This is a genomic window from Exiguobacterium sp. s132, from assembly GCF_018617235.1.
Taxonomy (GTDB): domain Bacteria; phylum Bacillota; class Bacilli; order Exiguobacteriales; family Exiguobacteriaceae; genus Exiguobacterium; species Exiguobacterium profundum.
The window spans coordinates 1,335,562-1,352,354 of the sequence record NZ_JACSJU010000001.1; the positions used below are offsets into that span (position 1 = coordinate 1,335,562).

The 16,793-nt window shown below is 50.4% G+C and carries 14 protein-coding genes and 1 riboswitch; of the genes, 2 read left to right on the top strand and 12 right to left on the bottom strand.

Features of this window, described 5'->3' with window-relative positions:
- Positions 1-58: 58 nt before the first annotated feature.
- Positions 59-165, bottom strand: a riboswitch (SAM riboswitch).
- A 450-nt stretch (positions 166-615) separates the two neighbouring features.
- Positions 616-873 carry a thioredoxin family protein gene (locus KNO78_RS06820; RefSeq protein ID WP_084543056.1) on the bottom strand — a complete coding sequence of 86 codons (258 nt, stop codon included), beginning with the start codon at positions 871-873 and terminating at the stop codon, positions 616-618.
- A 180-nt stretch (positions 874-1,053) separates the two neighbouring features.
- On the opposite strand from KNO78_RS06820, the gene KNO78_RS06825 reads away from it, so the two are divergent.
- Positions 1,054-2,109, top strand: coding sequence for a PTS sugar transporter subunit IIC (locus tag KNO78_RS06825; protein WP_074036348.1), 1,056 nt, complete (start codon positions 1,054-1,056; stop codon positions 2,107-2,109).
- A 39-nt stretch (positions 2,110-2,148) separates the two neighbouring features.
- Here KNO78_RS06825 and gcvH read toward each other — a convergent pair whose 3' ends face one another.
- The 6 genes from gcvH to KNO78_RS06855 all read right to left on the bottom strand — a co-directional run bounded on the left by gcvH (position 2,149) and on the right by KNO78_RS06855 (position 9,203).
- A complete protein-coding gene (gcvH, locus tag KNO78_RS06830) occupies positions 2,149-2,532 on the bottom strand; it encodes a glycine cleavage system protein GcvH (RefSeq protein ID WP_012726861.1) in 384 nt (127 codons plus the stop codon).
- 48 nt (positions 2,533-2,580) lie between these two features.
- Positions 2,581-2,934: an arsenate reductase family protein gene (locus KNO78_RS06835; protein ID WP_159562604.1), complete on the bottom strand. Its 354-nt coding sequence runs from the start codon at positions 2,932-2,934 to the stop codon at positions 2,581-2,583.
- Between the two features lie 47 nt (positions 2,935-2,981).
- Complete coding sequence (locus tag KNO78_RS06840; protein ID WP_214690684.1) at positions 2,982-3,713, bottom strand: hypothetical protein; 732 nt, start codon at positions 3,711-3,713, stop codon at positions 2,982-2,984.
- An 89-nt stretch (positions 3,714-3,802) separates the two neighbouring features.
- On the bottom strand, positions 3,803-5,587 hold the full coding sequence (locus KNO78_RS06845; protein ID WP_214690683.1) for an acyl-CoA dehydrogenase family protein: 1,785 nt from the start codon (positions 5,585-5,587) through the stop codon (positions 3,803-3,805).
- Positions 5,588-5,600: 13 nt separating this feature from the next.
- Positions 5,601-6,773, bottom strand: coding sequence for an acetyl-CoA C-acetyltransferase (locus KNO78_RS06850; protein WP_012726865.1), 1,173 nt, complete (start codon positions 6,771-6,773; stop codon positions 5,601-5,603).
- A gap of 18 nt (positions 6,774-6,791) precedes the next feature.
- Positions 6,792-9,203, bottom strand: a complete 2,412-nt coding sequence (locus tag KNO78_RS06855; protein ID WP_214690682.1) for a 3-hydroxyacyl-CoA dehydrogenase/enoyl-CoA hydratase family protein — start codon at positions 9,201-9,203, stop codon at positions 6,792-6,794.
- 214 nt (positions 9,204-9,417) lie between these two features.
- On the opposite strand from KNO78_RS06855, the gene KNO78_RS06860 reads away from it, so the two are divergent.
- Positions 9,418-10,320: an SDR family oxidoreductase gene (locus KNO78_RS06860; RefSeq protein WP_214690681.1), complete on the top strand. Its 903-nt coding sequence runs from the start codon at positions 9,418-9,420 to the stop codon at positions 10,318-10,320.
- A gap of 12 nt (positions 10,321-10,332) precedes the next feature.
- On the opposite strand, the gene KNO78_RS06865 is transcribed toward KNO78_RS06860, so the two are convergent.
- The 5 genes from KNO78_RS06865 to KNO78_RS06885 all read right to left on the bottom strand — a co-directional run bounded on the left by KNO78_RS06865 (position 10,333) and on the right by KNO78_RS06885 (position 16,770).
- A complete protein-coding gene (locus KNO78_RS06865; RefSeq protein ID WP_214690680.1) occupies positions 10,333-10,488 on the bottom strand; it encodes a hypothetical protein in 156 nt (51 codons plus the stop codon).
- A gap of 57 nt (positions 10,489-10,545) precedes the next feature.
- Positions 10,546-11,463, bottom strand: a complete 918-nt coding sequence (locus KNO78_RS06870; RefSeq protein WP_012726871.1) for a proline dehydrogenase family protein — start codon at positions 11,461-11,463, stop codon at positions 10,546-10,548.
- Between the two features lie 157 nt (positions 11,464-11,620).
- A complete protein-coding gene (trhA, locus tag KNO78_RS06875; protein ID WP_051829405.1) occupies positions 11,621-12,292 on the bottom strand; it encodes a PAQR family membrane homeostasis protein TrhA in 672 nt (223 codons plus the stop codon).
- Between the two features lie 95 nt (positions 12,293-12,387).
- Positions 12,388-13,830, bottom strand: a complete 1,443-nt coding sequence (locus KNO78_RS06880; RefSeq protein WP_196430970.1) for a carbon starvation CstA family protein — start codon at positions 13,828-13,830, stop codon at positions 12,388-12,390.
- Positions 13,831-14,016: 186 nt separating this feature from the next.
- Entirely contained in the window at positions 14,017-16,770 is a 2,754-nt protein-coding gene (locus tag KNO78_RS06885) for a bifunctional 2',3'-cyclic-nucleotide 2'-phosphodiesterase/3'-nucleotidase (protein WP_214690679.1), read from the bottom strand.
- Between the last annotated feature and the right edge of the window lie 23 nt (positions 16,771-16,793).

Genomic DNA, 16,793 nt, shown 5'->3' on the forward strand with positions numbered 1-16,793 from the left:
CAAAAAAAGCGCGCACGTTTGAGCAAACGTGCGCACTTTATCGTACGGACAACGATTGCTCTCATCTGTCAAGGTTTCTCACCTTGCTGGAATTAGCACCATTTCGGATTGCTCCGCGGTTGCTGGGCGTCATAGGGCCAGTCCCTCAGCCTCTCTTGATAAGAGTGTTGTGTATTCGATTAGCTTTATCATAGCGACAGCTTTTTCTGCTGTCAAATCCTTTTTTCAAAAAAATTAAAAAAAGGTGCCGTCCGAGGACGACACAGAACGTAGCACCTTGAGTCACGGAAGGACAGCCCATAGATGAAAATCTTTTGCCCGTTCAAGATTTACATCCTTATATGGGGGAGATTCACCAATCATCACTCGATCTTGGCTTGGACCGTGCAATTATACGGAACGTCTTTCTTCGCTTGATTTTTTTGGGGGACAATCGAAGGGAAGACTGACGTGTATTCGTATAAAGGTAGCAGCGGCTTCGCCAAAACGTCTTGATATCGGGAATATCGCGTCCTATTTTGTGTTCAAGTAAGATGTTGTAATGAATATACCATTCGTGAACTTTCTGTGTCAACTGATTATTTAAAATTTTCAGATTATTCTAATGTTCCTCTCTCATTTCATGAAAGAGAGGACATGTTGCACATTCTGAAACGCGTACAATCGATCTTGAACCTCGCCATTTTCAAGCTTCAACAAGGCGGGTACGCTCATCACTTGGTAGGCTTCTAGCTCTTTTGGGATATAGTTCGCATCTCGCTTTTCGATTTTAATTTCAGGGTCGACCGCTTCGACGACCGTCAACATTTTTTCCGCCACAGCGCATGTACCACACATCGGGGCGTATATATATAAGAATCCGTCTGTAATCATTCTTCTCACCTCTCTTGTCATTATAAGGGGCGATGGATTCTCATTCAAAAATCGTGCTTTGATGAAATTTCAGAATTTTTCAATGATTATCTTGACTCTTTCTGTAGAGAGGAATAATATGGGTTCTAACTTTATCGCTTTTGTACATAACAGCAAAGAAGAAGGACAGGTGAATGAATGATGACGGAACAAGCAACAGGTACGATGAAACAGTTCACGATGAACGTCTTAAACGGTCTCAGCATGGCAATTCTGATCGCCCTCATCCCGAGCGCTTTGCTCGGTGAATTAACGAAAGCCATACTTCCGTATTTTCCGTCTCTTCAATTCATATTGGATGCGACGACAATTGCGATGCGGCTTCTGCCAGCCATTATCGGGCTAGCGGTCGCCATGCAGTTCGGACGATCGATTCTCGAAACCGGGACCATCGCGATTGCGACGTATGTCGGTAGCGGTGCCGTCCGAATCGACGAAGGGGCTTTTGTGATGGCCGGCATCGGGGACGTGATCACAGCTGGTGTTACCGCTGCAATCGCTACACTTCTTGTCATGAAACTCGCTCCCCACTTGAAAACGTATACGGTCATTGTTATGCCGATGACCATCATTGTCGTCGCAGGAGGCATCGGTACTTTCCTACTGACGTACATCTCCCAGATCACGACGTATATCGGTCTACTCATCATGACAATGACTGACCTGCAACCGGTCCTCATGGGAATTCTGATCGCCATGGCGTTCTCACTCATTATCGTCTCGCCGATTTCGACTGTCGGGATTGCGACAGCCATCAGCTTGTCCGGTGTCGCGGCTGGTGCGGCGAACCTCGGTGTCGTCGCTGCCGGATTCGGTCTCGCGATCGCCGGATGGCAGGCAAACGCGACCGGCACATCGATTGCCCATTTCCTCGGTTCTCCGAAGATTCAGATGGCGAACTTTGTCCGACGCCCCATCATGATGCTTCCCATTTTGGCAAATGCGGCGATTCTCGGTGCGCTCGCAGGGATTCTAAAAATTGAAGGAACACCAATCAGCGCCGGGTTCGGTGTGTCAGGTCTCATCGGTCCGGTGAACGCCCTTCACCTCATGCCGGGTGGATTCGCTCTCTTCAACGTCCTGCTCGTCATCGTCTTGTTCGGACTGATTCCGGTCGCACTCGGAATCTTCTTCTACCGTGTGTTTGAACGGACGACTCTCGTCGAATCCGATCATTACCGACTCGATTTCGAGTAAACAAAAAGCCGGCTTCTCCAATGGAGAGGCCGGCTTTGATTATCCTTGAATCATCGCTTCGTATTCTTCTGCAGACATGAGTTTGTCGAGGTCTGACTCTTCCGTCAACTCGACTTCAATCATCCATGCGTTTTCAAACGGTGACTCGTTGACGAGTTCTGGAGAATCCGCGAGGTCCTCGTTCACTGCCGTGATGCGACCAGATACCGGTGCATACAACTCAGAGACCGTCTTCACTGATTCGACTGAGCCGAATGGCTCGTCGAGCAAAATCGTACCATCGACTTCTGGGAGTTCGACAAACACGATGTCCCCTAGTTCGCTTTGTGCGAAATCCGTAATGCCGATGCGGGCTTTCGTTCCATTTACTTCTACCCACTCATGTTCTTTTGAATAACGTAAATTTGCTGGTACTTTGCTCATCCTAACTTCCCCCTCAAATAAATTAGACTCACATCTGTATTATAGCACTTAGCCCCAAACGTCCGTAAAGGACTTTTCTGAAAATCCGACGGTCGTTTTTTCACCATTTGTGACGATTGGTCGCTTCAAAAGCATACCATTGCTCGCCAATAGCTCGAGTTGTTCGTCTTCTGATAGATTCGGTAGCTTGTCTTTGATGCCTTCGTTCCGATAGACTTGCCCGCTCGTGTTAAAGAACTTTTTGAGTGGTAAACCTGATTGTTTCCACAGTTCGGCGAGTTCCTCTTTCGTCGGCGTCGATTCGACGATATGGATATATGTATACTCGATGCCTTGTTCCTTCAACCATTTTTCTGCCTTTTTACATGTACTGCATGGTGGATAGCCGTATAGTGTCACCATCTGTTCATCACCTCTTTCCTCAATGTAGCACACCTAGAGAATTTAAATCACGTCTCAAGCAACCGTTCAATCTCTCGCTTCATCGTTGGGTTGACCACATAGCGTTCTTCGATAAAACGTAAGATGGTCGAGGCTGCGACGCCTGACTTGCCATATCCTAATACCCCGCCCAACAGGAAAGAAATCATCTTGGGCTGTCTCGACTCGACCCGGCGTGTCGGATTGAACGGGTCCCCTTGTTCACCAATTGCCTTCAAGACGTTCTGAACAGCTGCGACCTGGACGAGCTCGAATCCGGCGAGCGTTTCGCCACGACGTTCACGTAGCAAGCCGACGTATAGGTTCGTCAACGCCTCTTCATAATAATAAGCCGCTGTTTCACGGGTGATTTCGAGGCGTGGTGTCGCAAATACCTCGAGCGCCTCGTCCCGTCGCCAGACGACACGTCCTGGCGTATAGGCGATGGTCGCCATTTCATGCAGTTCAAAGACGGCGAACTCACCATAAATGCCATCATGGTACATGATCTTATGCCCGTCCTTCGTGTTTTGGAACTGATAATGAAGCGGTTCGATCTCGAGCCAGTCAAGTCGATCGATAAAGCGCGCCTTCTGCCCATCCTCGACAATCAAAAAGAAATCGAGGTCCGAATACTCATCTAACCGCTCCGTCTCTTGTCCAATCGACCCCAATGCGAGCAGCATGAGCGTCCCGTCCCGTTCGGCTACGGACCGTCCAATGCGTTCCATCCGATCGAGTAATACATTTCGTTTTGTCATCATCTCTCCCCCTCGTCTCTATTGTACGTGGCAGAGCTCAAAAAAAGAAAGGATCGACCGCGTCCGGTCCACCCTTTCTGTCAATTTGATTAGACGATAAACTTGTTCGCTTTGATGAGGCTCGCTGCGACTTCGCGCTTCGTGCCGATCACGTTGATTGGCTGGTAGCGGCTGAATTTCTTCATTGCCGAGAGAAGCATACGTTGCTCGTCGCCAGACGCCGCTGCGTACAACACTTCTTTCGCCATGAGTTCGACTTGCTTGAACACTTGCTCCGCAAAGATTTCAGTGTAGCGGACTTTGAGCGTATTCTTCTCTTCGCCTGAACGGGCAATCGCTTTGTCTGTACGAGCGATGGCTGCTTCAAGCGCATAGATGGCACTGATCATGTCTGCAATCTTCGCCAAGATTTCTTGTTCGTTTTGAAGGTCTTGTTGATACTTCTGAACAGCTGTACCCGCGACCATCAAGTTGATTTTTTTCATGTTCGAAAGGAGCATCTTCTCGCGAGCGAGTGGTGACCCATCCAATTCTTGTGGCATGTAGCTCATGAGCTCTTTTTGAAGTTTTTGCGCTTCTGCGAGGAGCGGTAATTCACCTTTCATCGCTTTCTTGAGGAGCGTACCTGGGACGATCAAACGGTTGATCTCGTTCGTTCCTTCGAAGATACGGTTGATCCGTGAGTCACGGTAGAGGTTCTCCACTTCATACTCTGCCATGAATCCGTATCCACCGTGAATTTGAACGGCTTCATCAACGACATAGTCGAACGTCTCAGAAGCGAAGACTTTGTTGAGTGAGCATTCGATCGCGTATTCTGCGATCGCTTGTGCGACTTTCGATCCGTCGCGCATGTTCTCATCACCGAGTGCGTCCAAGCTATCCTGGAACAAACCACCTGTACGATAGACTGAACTTTCCATCGCATAGATGTTCGCTGCCATCGTCGCCAATTTCTCTTGGATGAGTGGGAATTGGCTGATTGGTGTCTTGAACTGTTTACGCTCGTTCGCGTATTGAACCGAGAGGTCGAATGCACGTTTTGAAGAACCGACTGCTCCGACTGCGAGTTTGTAACGACCGACGTTCAAGATGTTGAAGGCGATGACGTGACCTTTTCCAACTTCACCGAGAAGGTTGTCGACTGGTACTTCGACATCTTCAAGGATGAGCGTACGTGTCGACGATCCCTTGATCCCCATCTTCTGCTCTTCTGCGCCCGTTGAGACTCCTTTGAAGTCACGCTCGACGATGAAGGCACTGAACTTGTCGCCATCGATTTTCGCATAGACGACGAACACGTTCGCGAAGCCGGCGTTTGTGATCCATTGTTTCTCACCGTTCAAGACGTAGTGCGTGCCCGCCTCATTCAAGACAGCTGTCGTTTTCGCACCGAGGGCGTCAGACCCTGAGCCTGGCTCAGTGAGCGCGTAAGCCGCGATCCATTCGCCTGTCGCGAGTTTTGGCAAGTACTTGTGCTTTTGCTCTTCTGATCCGAAGAAAACGATCGGGAGCGTCCCGATCCCAACGTGTGCGCCGTAGCTGAGTGCGAACGAACGTGCTTTCGCGAAGCGCTCCGTGATGATTGAAGATGAGATTTTATCGAGTTGGTAACCGCCGTACTCTTCAGGAACGTCTGCTCCGAGAAGACCGAGCTCGCCCGCTTCTTTCAACAATTCGACAGAGAGGTCGAACTCGTGTTTCTCGATGCGCTCGAGGACTGGCATGACGCGGTCATCGACAAATCCAGCCGTCGTGTCACCAATCATCTTATGCTCATCTGAGAAATCCTCTGGTGTGAAGAGACGCTCCGCGTTGAGTGCGTCAATGACAAAGCTACCGCCTTTAATCAATTCATGTTCTGTACGTTCCATATCCGATTCCCCCTTAAAGTAATTCGAAGACACCAGCCGCGCCCATTCCGCCGCCGATACACATCGTGACAACCCCATACTTCTCATTGCGTCGTTTCATCTCATGCAAGATCGAGACAGAAAGTTTTGCTCCCGTACATCCGAGTGGGTGACCGAGGGCGATAGCGCCGCCGTTCACGTTCACTTTCGATGGATCGATTCCGAGTTCACGGATGACACCGAGTGACTGGCTCGCGAACGCTTCGTTCAACTCGAACAATCCGACTTCTTCTAATTTCACGCCAGCCATCTCGAGTGCTTTCGGAATGGCGACGACTGGACCGATTCCCATCACTTCTGGACGGACACCGCCGACGGCGAACGAAAGGAACTTGGCCATCGGTTGCAATCCTTGGCGTTCTGCTTCTTCACGGTCCATGACGAGGACAGCTGCTGCTCCGTCTGATACTTGTGAAGCGTTACCTGCTGTGACTGACCCTTTGATTTTGAAGGCCGGGCGGAGTTTCCCGAGTGCTTCGATCGTCGAATCGGCACGGACACCTTCGTCATGCTTCACGACTTTCTCCACTTCCGCGACTTTACCGTCTTCACCGAGTACGTGCTCGATGACCGTCACAGGAACGATTTCTTCTTGGAACTTGCCACCTGCGATAGCCGCTGCCGCTTTTTGGTGACTGTTGATGGCGAACGCATCTTGGTCTTCACGCGAGATGTTATATTCGGCTGCAACACGTTCTGCCGTATGCCCCATGCTCATGTAGTACTCTGGTGCCGTCTCCATGATGTGTGGGTTTGGACGGATGACGTGACCACCCATCGGCACTTGGCTCATCGATTCCATACCGCCGGCGATGATTGCCGTCGCTTGACCGATCATGATTTTGGCCGCCGCGTCCGCGATGGCTTGAAGGCCTGACGAGCAGTAGCGGTTGATGGTGATCGCTGGAACTTCGTGCGACAGTCCCCCCCGGACCGCCGCATAGCGAGCGATGTTCATCCCTTGCTCCGCTTCTGGCATCGCACAACCCATGATGACGTCATCAATCGGGCCTTTATATCCTGAACGCTCAAGCGTTGCCTTGATGGCATATCCCGCGAGCTCGTCCGAACGAACGTTACGGAACGATCCGCGTTTTGCTTTTCCGACCGGCGTCCGTGCGCCGGCTACGATGACTGCTTCCCTCATCTGTATTGTCCCCCTTTATCAGTTCCGTAGTGGTTTGCCTTTCACGAGCATGTGTTGCATCCGTTGTTGTGACTTCGGCTCCCCGATGAGGCTTAAGAAAGCTTCGCGCTCGATGTCGAGGAAGTACTGCTCATCGACGAGCGTACCGTATGCCAAGTCGCCACCACTGATGACGTGTGCGAGTTTCTTCGCAATTTTCAAATCGTGCTCTGAAATATAACCACCGTAGAACATTTCGTACGCCGCGAGTTCGAGCGTCGCTTTACCCGTTTGACCGACGACCGGTAACTTCTCACGAACCGGTGCCGTGTACCCGTCAGCCAGTTCAAGGACCGTTTGTTTCGCATCGAACGTCAAGTGGTCGCGGTTCATCGAGATGCCGTCGACCGCACGATGGTAACCGAGTGTTTTCGCATCAAATGCCGACTTCGATACTTTCGCCATCGCGATGTTCTCGAACGTCTGTTGCGCAGCCTTCTCGATGTTTTGCATCGATTTTGGTGTCTGCTCAAGGAGTCGACGGTACGTGTTGACGTTTCCACCCCCACCAGGAATGAGGCCGACACCGACTTCGACAAGACCCATGTATGTCTCAAGTGCGGCTTGCATACGGGCTGCCGGTAAGCTGATTTCCGTTCCACCACCGAGCGTCATACCGTACGGTGCAGCAACGACCGGACGACTTGAATAACGAATCTTTTGAACGACTTGTTGGAACTTGTTGATGATCCAATCGAGTTCGAACCAGTTCTCGTCTTCGGCTTCCATGAGCATCATCGCAAGGTTCGCACCGACACAGAAGTTCTTGCCGTCATTGGCAAGGACCATTCCTTTGAAGTCTTGCTCGACACGATCGATCGACTGTTCGATCATCTGCATGATGTCGACACCGATCGCGTTGTTTGGTGATGTGAATTCGAGTGCGACCACGTCATCACCGATATCGACGAGGCGTGCACCACCATTTTCTAAAATGATGCCGTTTGATTTTGCGAGCGGCTTAAGTTTCAATTCTTTCGGATTGACGGTCTTCTCGACATACGTCTTCGACGCTTTATCGTAATACTGGTCTCCCTTGTAGAATGACGTATTGCCTGCAGCAAGCATCTCATCGATCCATGCCGGGACGTCATAGCCTTCCGCTTTCATACGCTCGACTGATTTCTCAACACCGAGGGCATCCCACATCTCGAACGGTCCAAACTTCCAACCGAAGCCCCACTTCATCGCATCGTCAATCGCAACGATCGTATCGGCGATTTCACCAGTGAGACGTGCCGAGTAAGCGAGCGTCTTCGCCGTGATTGGCCAGAGCAATTGGCCGACGCGACTTTTGTTCAAGATGGCACCTTTCAATTTTGCTTTCGAGCCAGGAAGTGACTTGATTTGATCGAGCTCAGGACCTGTAATCGCTTTCAATTGTTCGTATTCGAACGTCTGAAGATTCAACTCCTGGATGACCTTGCCTTCTTTCTTATAGAAGCCTTGACCAGCCTTTTGTCCGATCCAACCTTTTTCAACGAGTTGCTTCATTTCTGTCGGAACGTCGAACGTGTCCTTCTCTTCCCCTGATTCGAGTGTCTCGTAGACGTTCCCCGCCACGTGGACGAATGTGTCGATTCCGACGACGTCGAGTGTGCGGAAGGTCGCTGATTTTGGACGACCGATGAGTGGACCTGTGATCGAGTCCATCTCTCCGATTGAAGCGTTTTGCTTGAGCATCTCTTCAAACGTGACGAGAAGACCATACGTCCCAATCCGGTTCCCGATGAAGTTCGGTGTGTCTTTTGCTTCGACGACACCTTTGCCGAGACGATCTTCAGCAAAACGTGACATGAAGTCGATGACCGGACGGGCTGTCTTCTCCGTCGGAATGAGTTCGAGCAACTTCAAGTAACGCGGTGGGTTGAAGAAGTGCGTGCCGAGGAAGCGTGATTTCAATCCTTCCGGAAGGGCACTTGCCATCGCTTCGATTGAGATCCCTGACGTGTTCGAGCTGAGAATCGCGTCTTCACGGATGTAAGGTGCAATCTTCTCGAAGAGTTGTTGCTTCACGTCGAGACGTTCGACGACGACTTCGATGACCCAATCCGCTTCTTTCAAACGCTCTAAGTCATCTTCTAAGTTCCCGACTTCGATGAAGTTGAGATGTTCCGCTGTCGCGAGTGGTGCTGGATTTTGTTTCAATAGCTTTTGACGGTTTTCTGAGGCGATGCGATTGCGTACTTCCGGCGACTCGAGCGTCAACCCTTTCGCTTCCTCTTTGGCTGTCAATTCACGTGGTACGATGTCGAGCATGAGCGAACGAATCCCCGCGTTCGCCAAGTGAGCCGCAATCCCCGCCCCCATTACTCCTGAACCGATGACGACCGCAAAACGAATTGAGTTCGTCAAACGGAGGTCGGTTGATTGTTCGATGTGACTCGTCATAGTGTTCCCCCCTAAAATGAGAATGAATAGTGATTCATTTCACGCGTAAAAAAAATCGCAATCACCATCGTGTTTACTCTTCTATCATAAATGAATGAACATTCATTCGCAAGCGTTCATTTTTCAATTTCATTCCATTTTTTGAATGAACGATTAGTTTTTAATGTGTGTGGTATAGACAACAAGAGTCAAATTTAGAAAGGGGAATGTATACATGCATGATAATCGTTTAAACACTGTCGGTAGCCGAAAGGACTTTGAGTCGTTTAAGAAGAAAGCCCAAGAACAGTCGCACCAACCGGGAATCGATTCGAAGATGGAACCTTTCCCGATCTATGAACGGGAAGACTATAAAGGAAGTGACAAGTTAAAAGACAAGGTCGCGATCATCACCGGTGGGGATTCCGGGATCGGAAAGTCGGTCGCCATCTTCTTCGCCCATGAAGGTGCGAACTCCGTCATCGTCTATAAAGACCAAAACGAGCTCGAGGATGCGGAAGCGACAAAAGAACGGATTGAAGATTTAGGGCAAGCCTGCCTCTTGCTTCAAGGAGACCTCGGGGAATCTTCGTTCTGTCAACGAGTCGTTGAAGAGACGCTCGAGACGTTCGGTCGAATTGACATCCTCGTCAATAACGCTGCCGAACAACATCCGCAGGAATCGCTTCTTGACATTTCGGATGAACAACTCGAGAAGACGTTCCGTACGAACATCTTCAGCATGTTCTACTTAACGAAAGCAGCGCTCCCCTACTTAAAAGAAGGAGCGAGCATCATCAATACGACCTCGATCACAGCCTATGAAGGAAACGACCAATTGATTGACTATGCGTCGACGAAAGGTGCCATCACGGCATTTACCCGCTCGCTCGCCAAAAACTTGGCGGACAAGAAGATTCGCGTCAACGGGGTCGCCCCGGGACCGATTTGGACACCGCTCATCCCTTCAACGTTTGACGCGGAGAAGGTGAAATCGTTCGGCGATTCAGCAGAGATGAAACGACCGGGGCAACCGGCCGAACTCGCACCGGCGTATGTCTATCTCGCAAGCGATGATTCGACATACGTCAGTGGTCAAGTCATCCATGTAAATGGTGGAACCGTGATTAATGGATAATTGATCGAAGACTCAGTTCGTAGCTGAGTCTTCTTTTGTGCAGTGCATCCAGAAGAACATCAGGAACTGTTCTTTTGGCTGTCCGATCAAATCGGTCCAGATTTTTGGGTAAGTGAGGACGAGAACAAGAAATCGTAACACCTCCGCTACATAGAAGACCGAACGCATCGACGTTATCCATACATCAAAAAGCACGAACATCCTCGACGGATGTTCGTGCTCATTTTATTTCTTCACCATTCCCTTTAACACGAACGCCACGTTTGCCGGGCGCTCTGCGAGACGGCGCATGAAGTAACCGTACCAGTCACGACCGTATGGCACGTAGACACGGACTTTGTATCCTTGGCGCACGAGCTCGAGTTGACGCTCGACACGGATCCCGTATAACATCTGGAACTCGAACTGGTCGAGTGGAATGTTGTTCTCTTTGACGTGCTCGATGATGGCGTCAATCATATGGTCATCGTGTGTCGCGATGGATGCGTAGTTCCCGTTCGCAAGATGGAGTTTGACGAGCTTCACGTAGTTATGGTCCACGTCCTCTTTTTCAGGGAACGCGACCGTCGCCGGCTCTTTATATGCCCCTTTGACGATGCGGAGGTTCGGCTTGAGCGGCGCAAGATGATTGATGTCATCTTCCGAGCGGTACAAGTACGACTGGATGACCGTTCCAAGACCGTCAAATTCAGACTTCAGCTTTTTAAACAATTCGAGCGTCTTTTCACAACGCTGCTCATCTTCCATATCGATGGCCACAAAGACCCCGACTCGTTGTGCGACCGTCAAAATTTGACGCATGTTGTCTTCAATCAACTCGTCCGAGATATCGAATCCGAGTGATGTCAGCTTGAGTGACATATAGGCGTCTAATTGCTCTTCTGCCATAATTTCAATCGCACGCATGATCTCGTCGCGATTCGTATTCGCCTCTTCGACCGTCTTAATAAATTCCCCGAGATGATCGACCGTGACCGACAACCCTTTCGCATTCAATTCGCGAATCGTCGGGACAGAAGCCTTAAAGTCTTCCCCTGCTACAAAGCGTGATGCACCAAATCGTAGGCCATATTTCTTTGCCAAACTGTTGAGTGTTTTGTTTTGTGACATGTAGATAAATCCATCGCGCAACACTTTTTCCATCTGATTTTCCCCCTTACTTTTACACCCATCTATCTCTATGATGATGTCTGCAATTATTATGACACACAAACGTCATTTCGTCTGTATTTTTGTAACCGTTTGCAGCACTTTCTTCCCAACTTTTCAAAAAAGACAGGCGCCCCGTAGGACGGCTGTCTTATAGGCTTGTCGAAGGTGCGACATAGAGTAAAATACTGAGGAAGATGAACACGCTTCCCGCTAGGACGAACAGATGCCAAATGGCATGGTTGAACGGCAGTTTTTGCCATACATAAAACACGATGCCGACCGAATAGGCGATCCCCCCTGCGAGGAGAAGCATGAACCCTTGATGACCGAGTGATTCATATAACGGACGTATGGCGATGATGCAGATCCAACCGAGTGCGAGGTAAGTCACATTGGACACCCACATGTACTTGCCGGTCGAAAACAGTTTCCACACGATTCCGAGAATCGCAACACCCCAAACAATTCCGAATAGCGTCCAACCGAGCGTCCCGTGAAGGGTCACGAGCGCAAACGGTGTATAACTTCCGGCGATGAGTAAGTAAATCCCCGCATGGTCGAACACTTGCAGCACCCGTTTCGCCCGTGGATGCGGGATGGCGTGCATGAGTGTCGAGAAGAGATAAAGTAAAATCATCGATGCCCCGAATACACTGACCGCGGTGACGTTCCACGTGCTCCCACTCTCTGTGGCGCTCATGACGAGCAAGACGAGGGCGACGATGCTGAAGATGACTCCTAAGCCGTGCGTGATCGCGCTCGCAATTTCTTCCCCGAGCGTGTCGGCATGGAGCATCTCTTTGAGTTGTTCTTGTTTCATGTGCTCCCACCTTCCGTAACTGTTCCTTCTAGTATGGACATTTCCCAATGTTAACGCAATCAAAAACACGGGCTACCGATTAGCCCGTGTCGAGATTATGCGACTTCTTTCACCGGAACGTCACATTCCATTTGTGCTGCCCGCATCGCGCGTGCCCGTTTGTGGAACAAGACGAGAAGCGTCAACGTTCCGAGCGTCGAGATGACGTACGGAAGGACTCCGTCCAGCTTGAAGCCGATCGGCGCCGTCAAGATGTAGAACCAGACTGCATACAACATGAACGTCCCCGGAAGGAGCGCGATGTAGTGGTTTTTCCCTTTAATGTAAAGGTACATCGCCCCGACGAACAGTGCGATGACCGCCGTCGTCTGGTTCGCCCAGTTGAAGTATTGCCAAAGCATTTGGAAGTCCATGTTCGTGAGCACGTATGAGATCGCGAAGAGTGGAAGCGCGATCCAAAGACGCGACGAGAACTTCTTCTGTGCGATTGACATGTAGTCCGCGATAATCATCCGTGCGCTACGGAATGCCGTGTCGCCTGACGTGATCGGTAAGACGATGACTCCGAGAATCGCGAGTGTCCCGCCGATGCTGCCGAGCATGAGTGTCGCCACTTCTTGCACGACGAGTGCCGGAGTGCCCGCACTGATGAGTCCAAGTAATTCACCCGGCTCAAAGATGGCCATCGCCGCTCCAGCCCAAATCATCGCGATGACCGCTTCGGCGATCATCATGCCGTAGAAGATTTCACGGCCGTTGCTTTCTTTCATCGTCGTCCGCGAGATGATCGGCGACTGTGTCGCATGGAAACCAGAGAGCGCCCCACATGAGATGGTAAAGAAGAGGAGCGGCCAGATCGGCAAGCCGTCCGGATGCATGTTCGTCAATGTCATCTCTGGAATCTTGTATCCTTGAGCGAACAAACTGACCGCGATCCCGATGGCACTGATGACGAGTAGTGCCCCGAAGAACGGGTAGATGCGTCCGATGATCTTATCGACCGGGAGAAGCGTCGCCAAGATGTAGTAAGCGAACACAGCGAAGATGACGATGGTGAGCGTCGTTGCATTCCCATCGAACAAGTTGTTGATCATGTTACTCGGAGACGTGACGAACACCGTCCCGACAAGAAGTAAAAGTAAAAGTGCAAATCCATTGACGATATGGCGAAGTGAACGTCCGAGAAACTTCTCCGCTAGTTGTGGCAAGTGTGCCCCGTTATTTCGAAGGGAAATCATTCCTGTCAAATAGTCATGAACCGCACCGGCAAAGATCGATCCGAACACGATCCAAAGGAAGGCGACCGGTCCGTAGAGCGCCCCCATGATCGGTCCAAAGATTGGTCCGACACCGGCGATGTTGAGCAATTGAATCATCGAGTTCCGTTTTTTGCCCATCGGCACGTAGTCGATGCCGTCCTGAGACGCATAGGCGGGCGTCGTCCGCTCTTCCTTGATGCCGAACGTCTTCTCAACGTAACGACCGTATACCAAATACCCGACCAAAAGTAGTGCGAGTGCGACGAAGAATGTAATCATCTGTCAGTCCCCTTTTCCGTACATATGTAGCCGAAACCCCATCAGCTCTTCGGTTTACATGTGTCATGTAACCGATTACATGTTTGATTATACATAAGAGTTAATGATAATGTAAGGGCTTTCATTCACATTTTAGACACTTTTATTCGACAAAAAACGACGCCCGAATTGGACGCCGTTCCGTACTTATTTCAAGTTGAGAGTCGATTGTTTTGCACCAGAACCGTTCGATCCGCTTGCGATGACTTTGTAAGTCCCTTTCGTAAGGCCTTTTTTGAACGTGAACGTGTACGTTCCTGTCCAGCTCGCCTGTACTTTGGCGACTTGCTTGCCTTTCGCGTCTTTCAAGACGACCGTCGCACCCGGTGTTGTTTTCCCGATCAAGGCGCGTGTGCCTGCCTTCACACCTTTCGTCGTCTTCGGTGTCACGATTGATCCATTTTTTAACTCGAACGATGTTGTCTTGACTACTTTTCCTGATACATCTTTCGCTTCGATTTCATATTTTGCTGCAAAGAATCCTGTACTTCTCTTGAATGTGAAGTTCCCATTCTCGTCAGCTTTCGCATAGTCTACTTTTTTCCCGTCTCGTTTAAGGACGAGCGTAGCCCCTTCCGTCGTTTTTCCAGTCAACACGGTTGTATTCGTGTACGTCAAACGTTTCGAGATAGCTGGAGTTCCGACAAAACCTGCACCGACGACTTTCGTTTCCGTCATCGTCTTCCCATTCAATTCGCTTTCAATCGTCAATGACTGACGGAGTTTGAGCGGTTTGACCGTCAAACGGTACATGCCTTCTGCATCGGCTGTCGTTGTCGCGAGAACCGTTTTGCCATCTTTTAATGTCACGTTTGCAGATGGAGCCGTCTTCCCAGTCACGACTTTTGCACCCGGTTTGATGACATCGACCGCGAGCGTCAAGTCAGTTGGCGCCACTTCGAGCTCTGCCGTATAGGTCCGGAAGAGGCGACCTGCCGCATCCTCACGCGTCGCGTCCGTCGCTTCGATACCTTCGTAAAGGTTCAAGTACTGCTTACCCGCATCCGCTGTTTCAAATGTCACCGAACGTTTCGCATCCGCGACAATCTTCCAGTTGTTGTCGGCTTTGTAGTCTAAGTTACTGCCACTCGACACAATATAGTCCGAGATGACGTTACGTGTCTCATACGCTGAGCGATAGACGATGTTCTTCCCACCACCGAGACCTGGGAACGATGAAGAACCCGCGCGATAGTTATTCGTCGCGACCAAGAATTCTTGGTCCATTTTGATCGGTTGTCCGTTGTACTCGACGTTCTTCACGCGGTTCGCGTTCGCATTGACGAGCTTCCCGCCGACATCGAACATCGCAGGACCCGTGACATCGATCTCATACGTCAAACCGTCGAGAATATCGAAGTTGTAGCTACGGAATTGAAGGTTGAGTAAGTTTTCGCCATCTTCTTCGATTTGGTCAAACGCACCCGCTGACATCTCGAGCCAATCCATGACATCTTTTCCTGTCACTTTGACGACTTCGAGCGTGTTCGGATACACGTAAAGGTCCGCGACGTTTTTCAAAGCAATTTGCCCTTTCGGGATATTCGTATAGTAGCTCGCATCTGTCAATTCACGACCACCCGCTTTGAACGGTGCGCCTGCTGACAAGAGTGGTAACTCTTTATAAGCAGAAAGTTCTGGGTTCGTCTCGAGTTCTTTCTCGACATACCACTTCTGTGCGTTCGTCACGAACTGAACCGATGCGTCGTCACGGACCAGTGCGAAGTAGCTTTGGATGTCATCTTGAATCTCACCGACCGGTTGGTTGATATAGTCGATTGTCGCCAAGTGGTCGTCTTCGATCAACGCTTGAATCGTCGGGTCGACCGCCGTATCAGCCGTCACCGTATCGAGTGCTGCTGACGCATCAACGATTTGCCATTTCCCATCCACGAGTTCAAGTTCAAAGTCGATGACGCCGAGGTCCTTCCCTTGGTTATTCGCCATGACGACCGGTTTGCCATTGATTGTCCCCTTCGTCATATCGACGTTCGGGAACGAAGCGAACATGCCTTTCGCATCCGGGAAGCGACCGTGTTGGTGTCCCGTCATGACCATGTCGAGCCCGTCAATCTTCGTGAGTGCGTAACCGACGTTCTCTTCGCTGTCGAGTTGCTCATCCGCGAGCGCTGCACTGTCACCGATCCCTGAGTGCGCGAGAGCGACGACGACGTCCGCTCCCTGGTCTTTTAATTTTTGTACTGCTTCACGTGCGGACGGGATGATATCCTCTGCCGTCACACGACCTTGAAGGTTCCCCGAATCCCATGACATGATTTTCGGAGGGACGACTCCGAATACGCCGACTTTGATCGTATGTGTTTCTCCATCCAGGTCTGTGACCGTTCGTTCGATGATTTGGACCTCTTGTCCATCCACGTTGAACTTCGAGACGATCGGGTTGCCTTCTAAATCTTTGACGTTCGAGTTGACGAAACGCAGTTTCCCTTTCGACCCCTCCATCGCGTTGTATAAGAATTCGAGACCAAAGTTGAATTCATGGTTCCCGAGTGTGACGGCATCGTAGTTCAATGCCGCCATCGCCTTGTACATCGGATGTTCGAACGCTTCATTTTTTCCAGCTTGGCTCTCACGGACGTAATCGCCAAACGGTGTCCCCTGAATCGTATCCCCGTTATCGAACAAGAATGTGTTCGTTTCCCCAGCGGCTGTACGATGTTCATTGATGAGTGTCGCGACTTTCGTCAATCCGATCGTGTTATCGACCTTGTCTTGGAAGTAGTCGTAGTTCGTGATGTTCGTATGTAAGTCTGTCGTCTCTAAGAAACGGAGCTTGACGATATCCTCGTCCACTTCTGCCAAGACGTTCGGTGCCTGTAGCGGCAAAACGGTTGGTAACACGAGCGCAGTCGCGATCGACCATTTCAATGCGGTTTTCATGTGATTGTCCCCTTTTTCTGGTT

What these genes read in the sequence shown, in the direction of transcription:
- KNO78_RS06820 (WP_084543056.1), bottom strand. Translation starts at nt 873, where the DNA reads ATGATTACAGACGGATTCTTATATATATACGCCCCGATGTGTGGTACA.
- KNO78_RS06825 (WP_074036348.1), top strand. Translation starts at nt 1,054, where the DNA reads ATGACGGAACAAGCAACAGGTACGATGAAACAGTTCACGATGAACGTC.
- gcvH (WP_012726861.1), bottom strand. Translation starts at nt 2,532, where the DNA reads ATGAGCAAAGTACCAGCAAATTTACGTTATTCAAAAGAACATGAGTGG.
- KNO78_RS06835 (WP_159562604.1), bottom strand. Translation starts at nt 2,934, where the DNA reads ATGGTGACACTATACGGCTATCCACCATGCAGTACATGTAAAAAGGCA.
- KNO78_RS06840 (WP_214690684.1), bottom strand. Translation starts at nt 3,713, where the DNA reads ATGACAAAACGAAATGTATTACTCGATCGGATGGAACGCATTGGACGG.
- KNO78_RS06845 (WP_214690683.1), bottom strand. Translation starts at nt 5,587, where the DNA reads ATGGAACGTACAGAACATGAATTGATTAAAGGCGGTAGCTTTGTCATT.
- KNO78_RS06850 (WP_012726865.1), bottom strand. Translation starts at nt 6,773, where the DNA reads ATGAGGGAAGCAGTCATCGTAGCCGGCGCACGGACGCCGGTCGGAAAA.
- KNO78_RS06855 (WP_214690682.1), bottom strand. Translation starts at nt 9,203, where the DNA reads ATGACGAGTCACATCGAACAATCAACCGACCTCCGTTTGACGAACTCA.
- KNO78_RS06860 (WP_214690681.1), top strand. Translation starts at nt 9,418, where the DNA reads ATGCATGATAATCGTTTAAACACTGTCGGTAGCCGAAAGGACTTTGAG.
- KNO78_RS06865 (WP_214690680.1), bottom strand. Translation starts at nt 10,488, where the DNA reads ATGCGTTCGGTCTTCTATGTAGCGGAGGTGTTACGATTTCTTGTTCTC.
- KNO78_RS06870 (WP_012726871.1), bottom strand. Translation starts at nt 11,463, where the DNA reads ATGGAAAAAGTGTTGCGCGATGGATTTATCTACATGTCACAAAACAAA.
- trhA (WP_051829405.1), bottom strand. Translation starts at nt 12,292, where the DNA reads ATGAAACAAGAACAACTCAAAGAGATGCTCCATGCCGACACGCTCGGG.
- KNO78_RS06880 (WP_196430970.1), bottom strand. Translation starts at nt 13,830, where the DNA reads ATGATTACATTCTTCGTCGCACTCGCACTACTTTTGGTCGGGTATTTG.
- KNO78_RS06885 (WP_214690679.1), bottom strand. Translation starts at nt 16,770, where the DNA reads ATGAAAACCGCATTGAAATGGTCGATCGCGACTGCGCTCGTGTTACCA.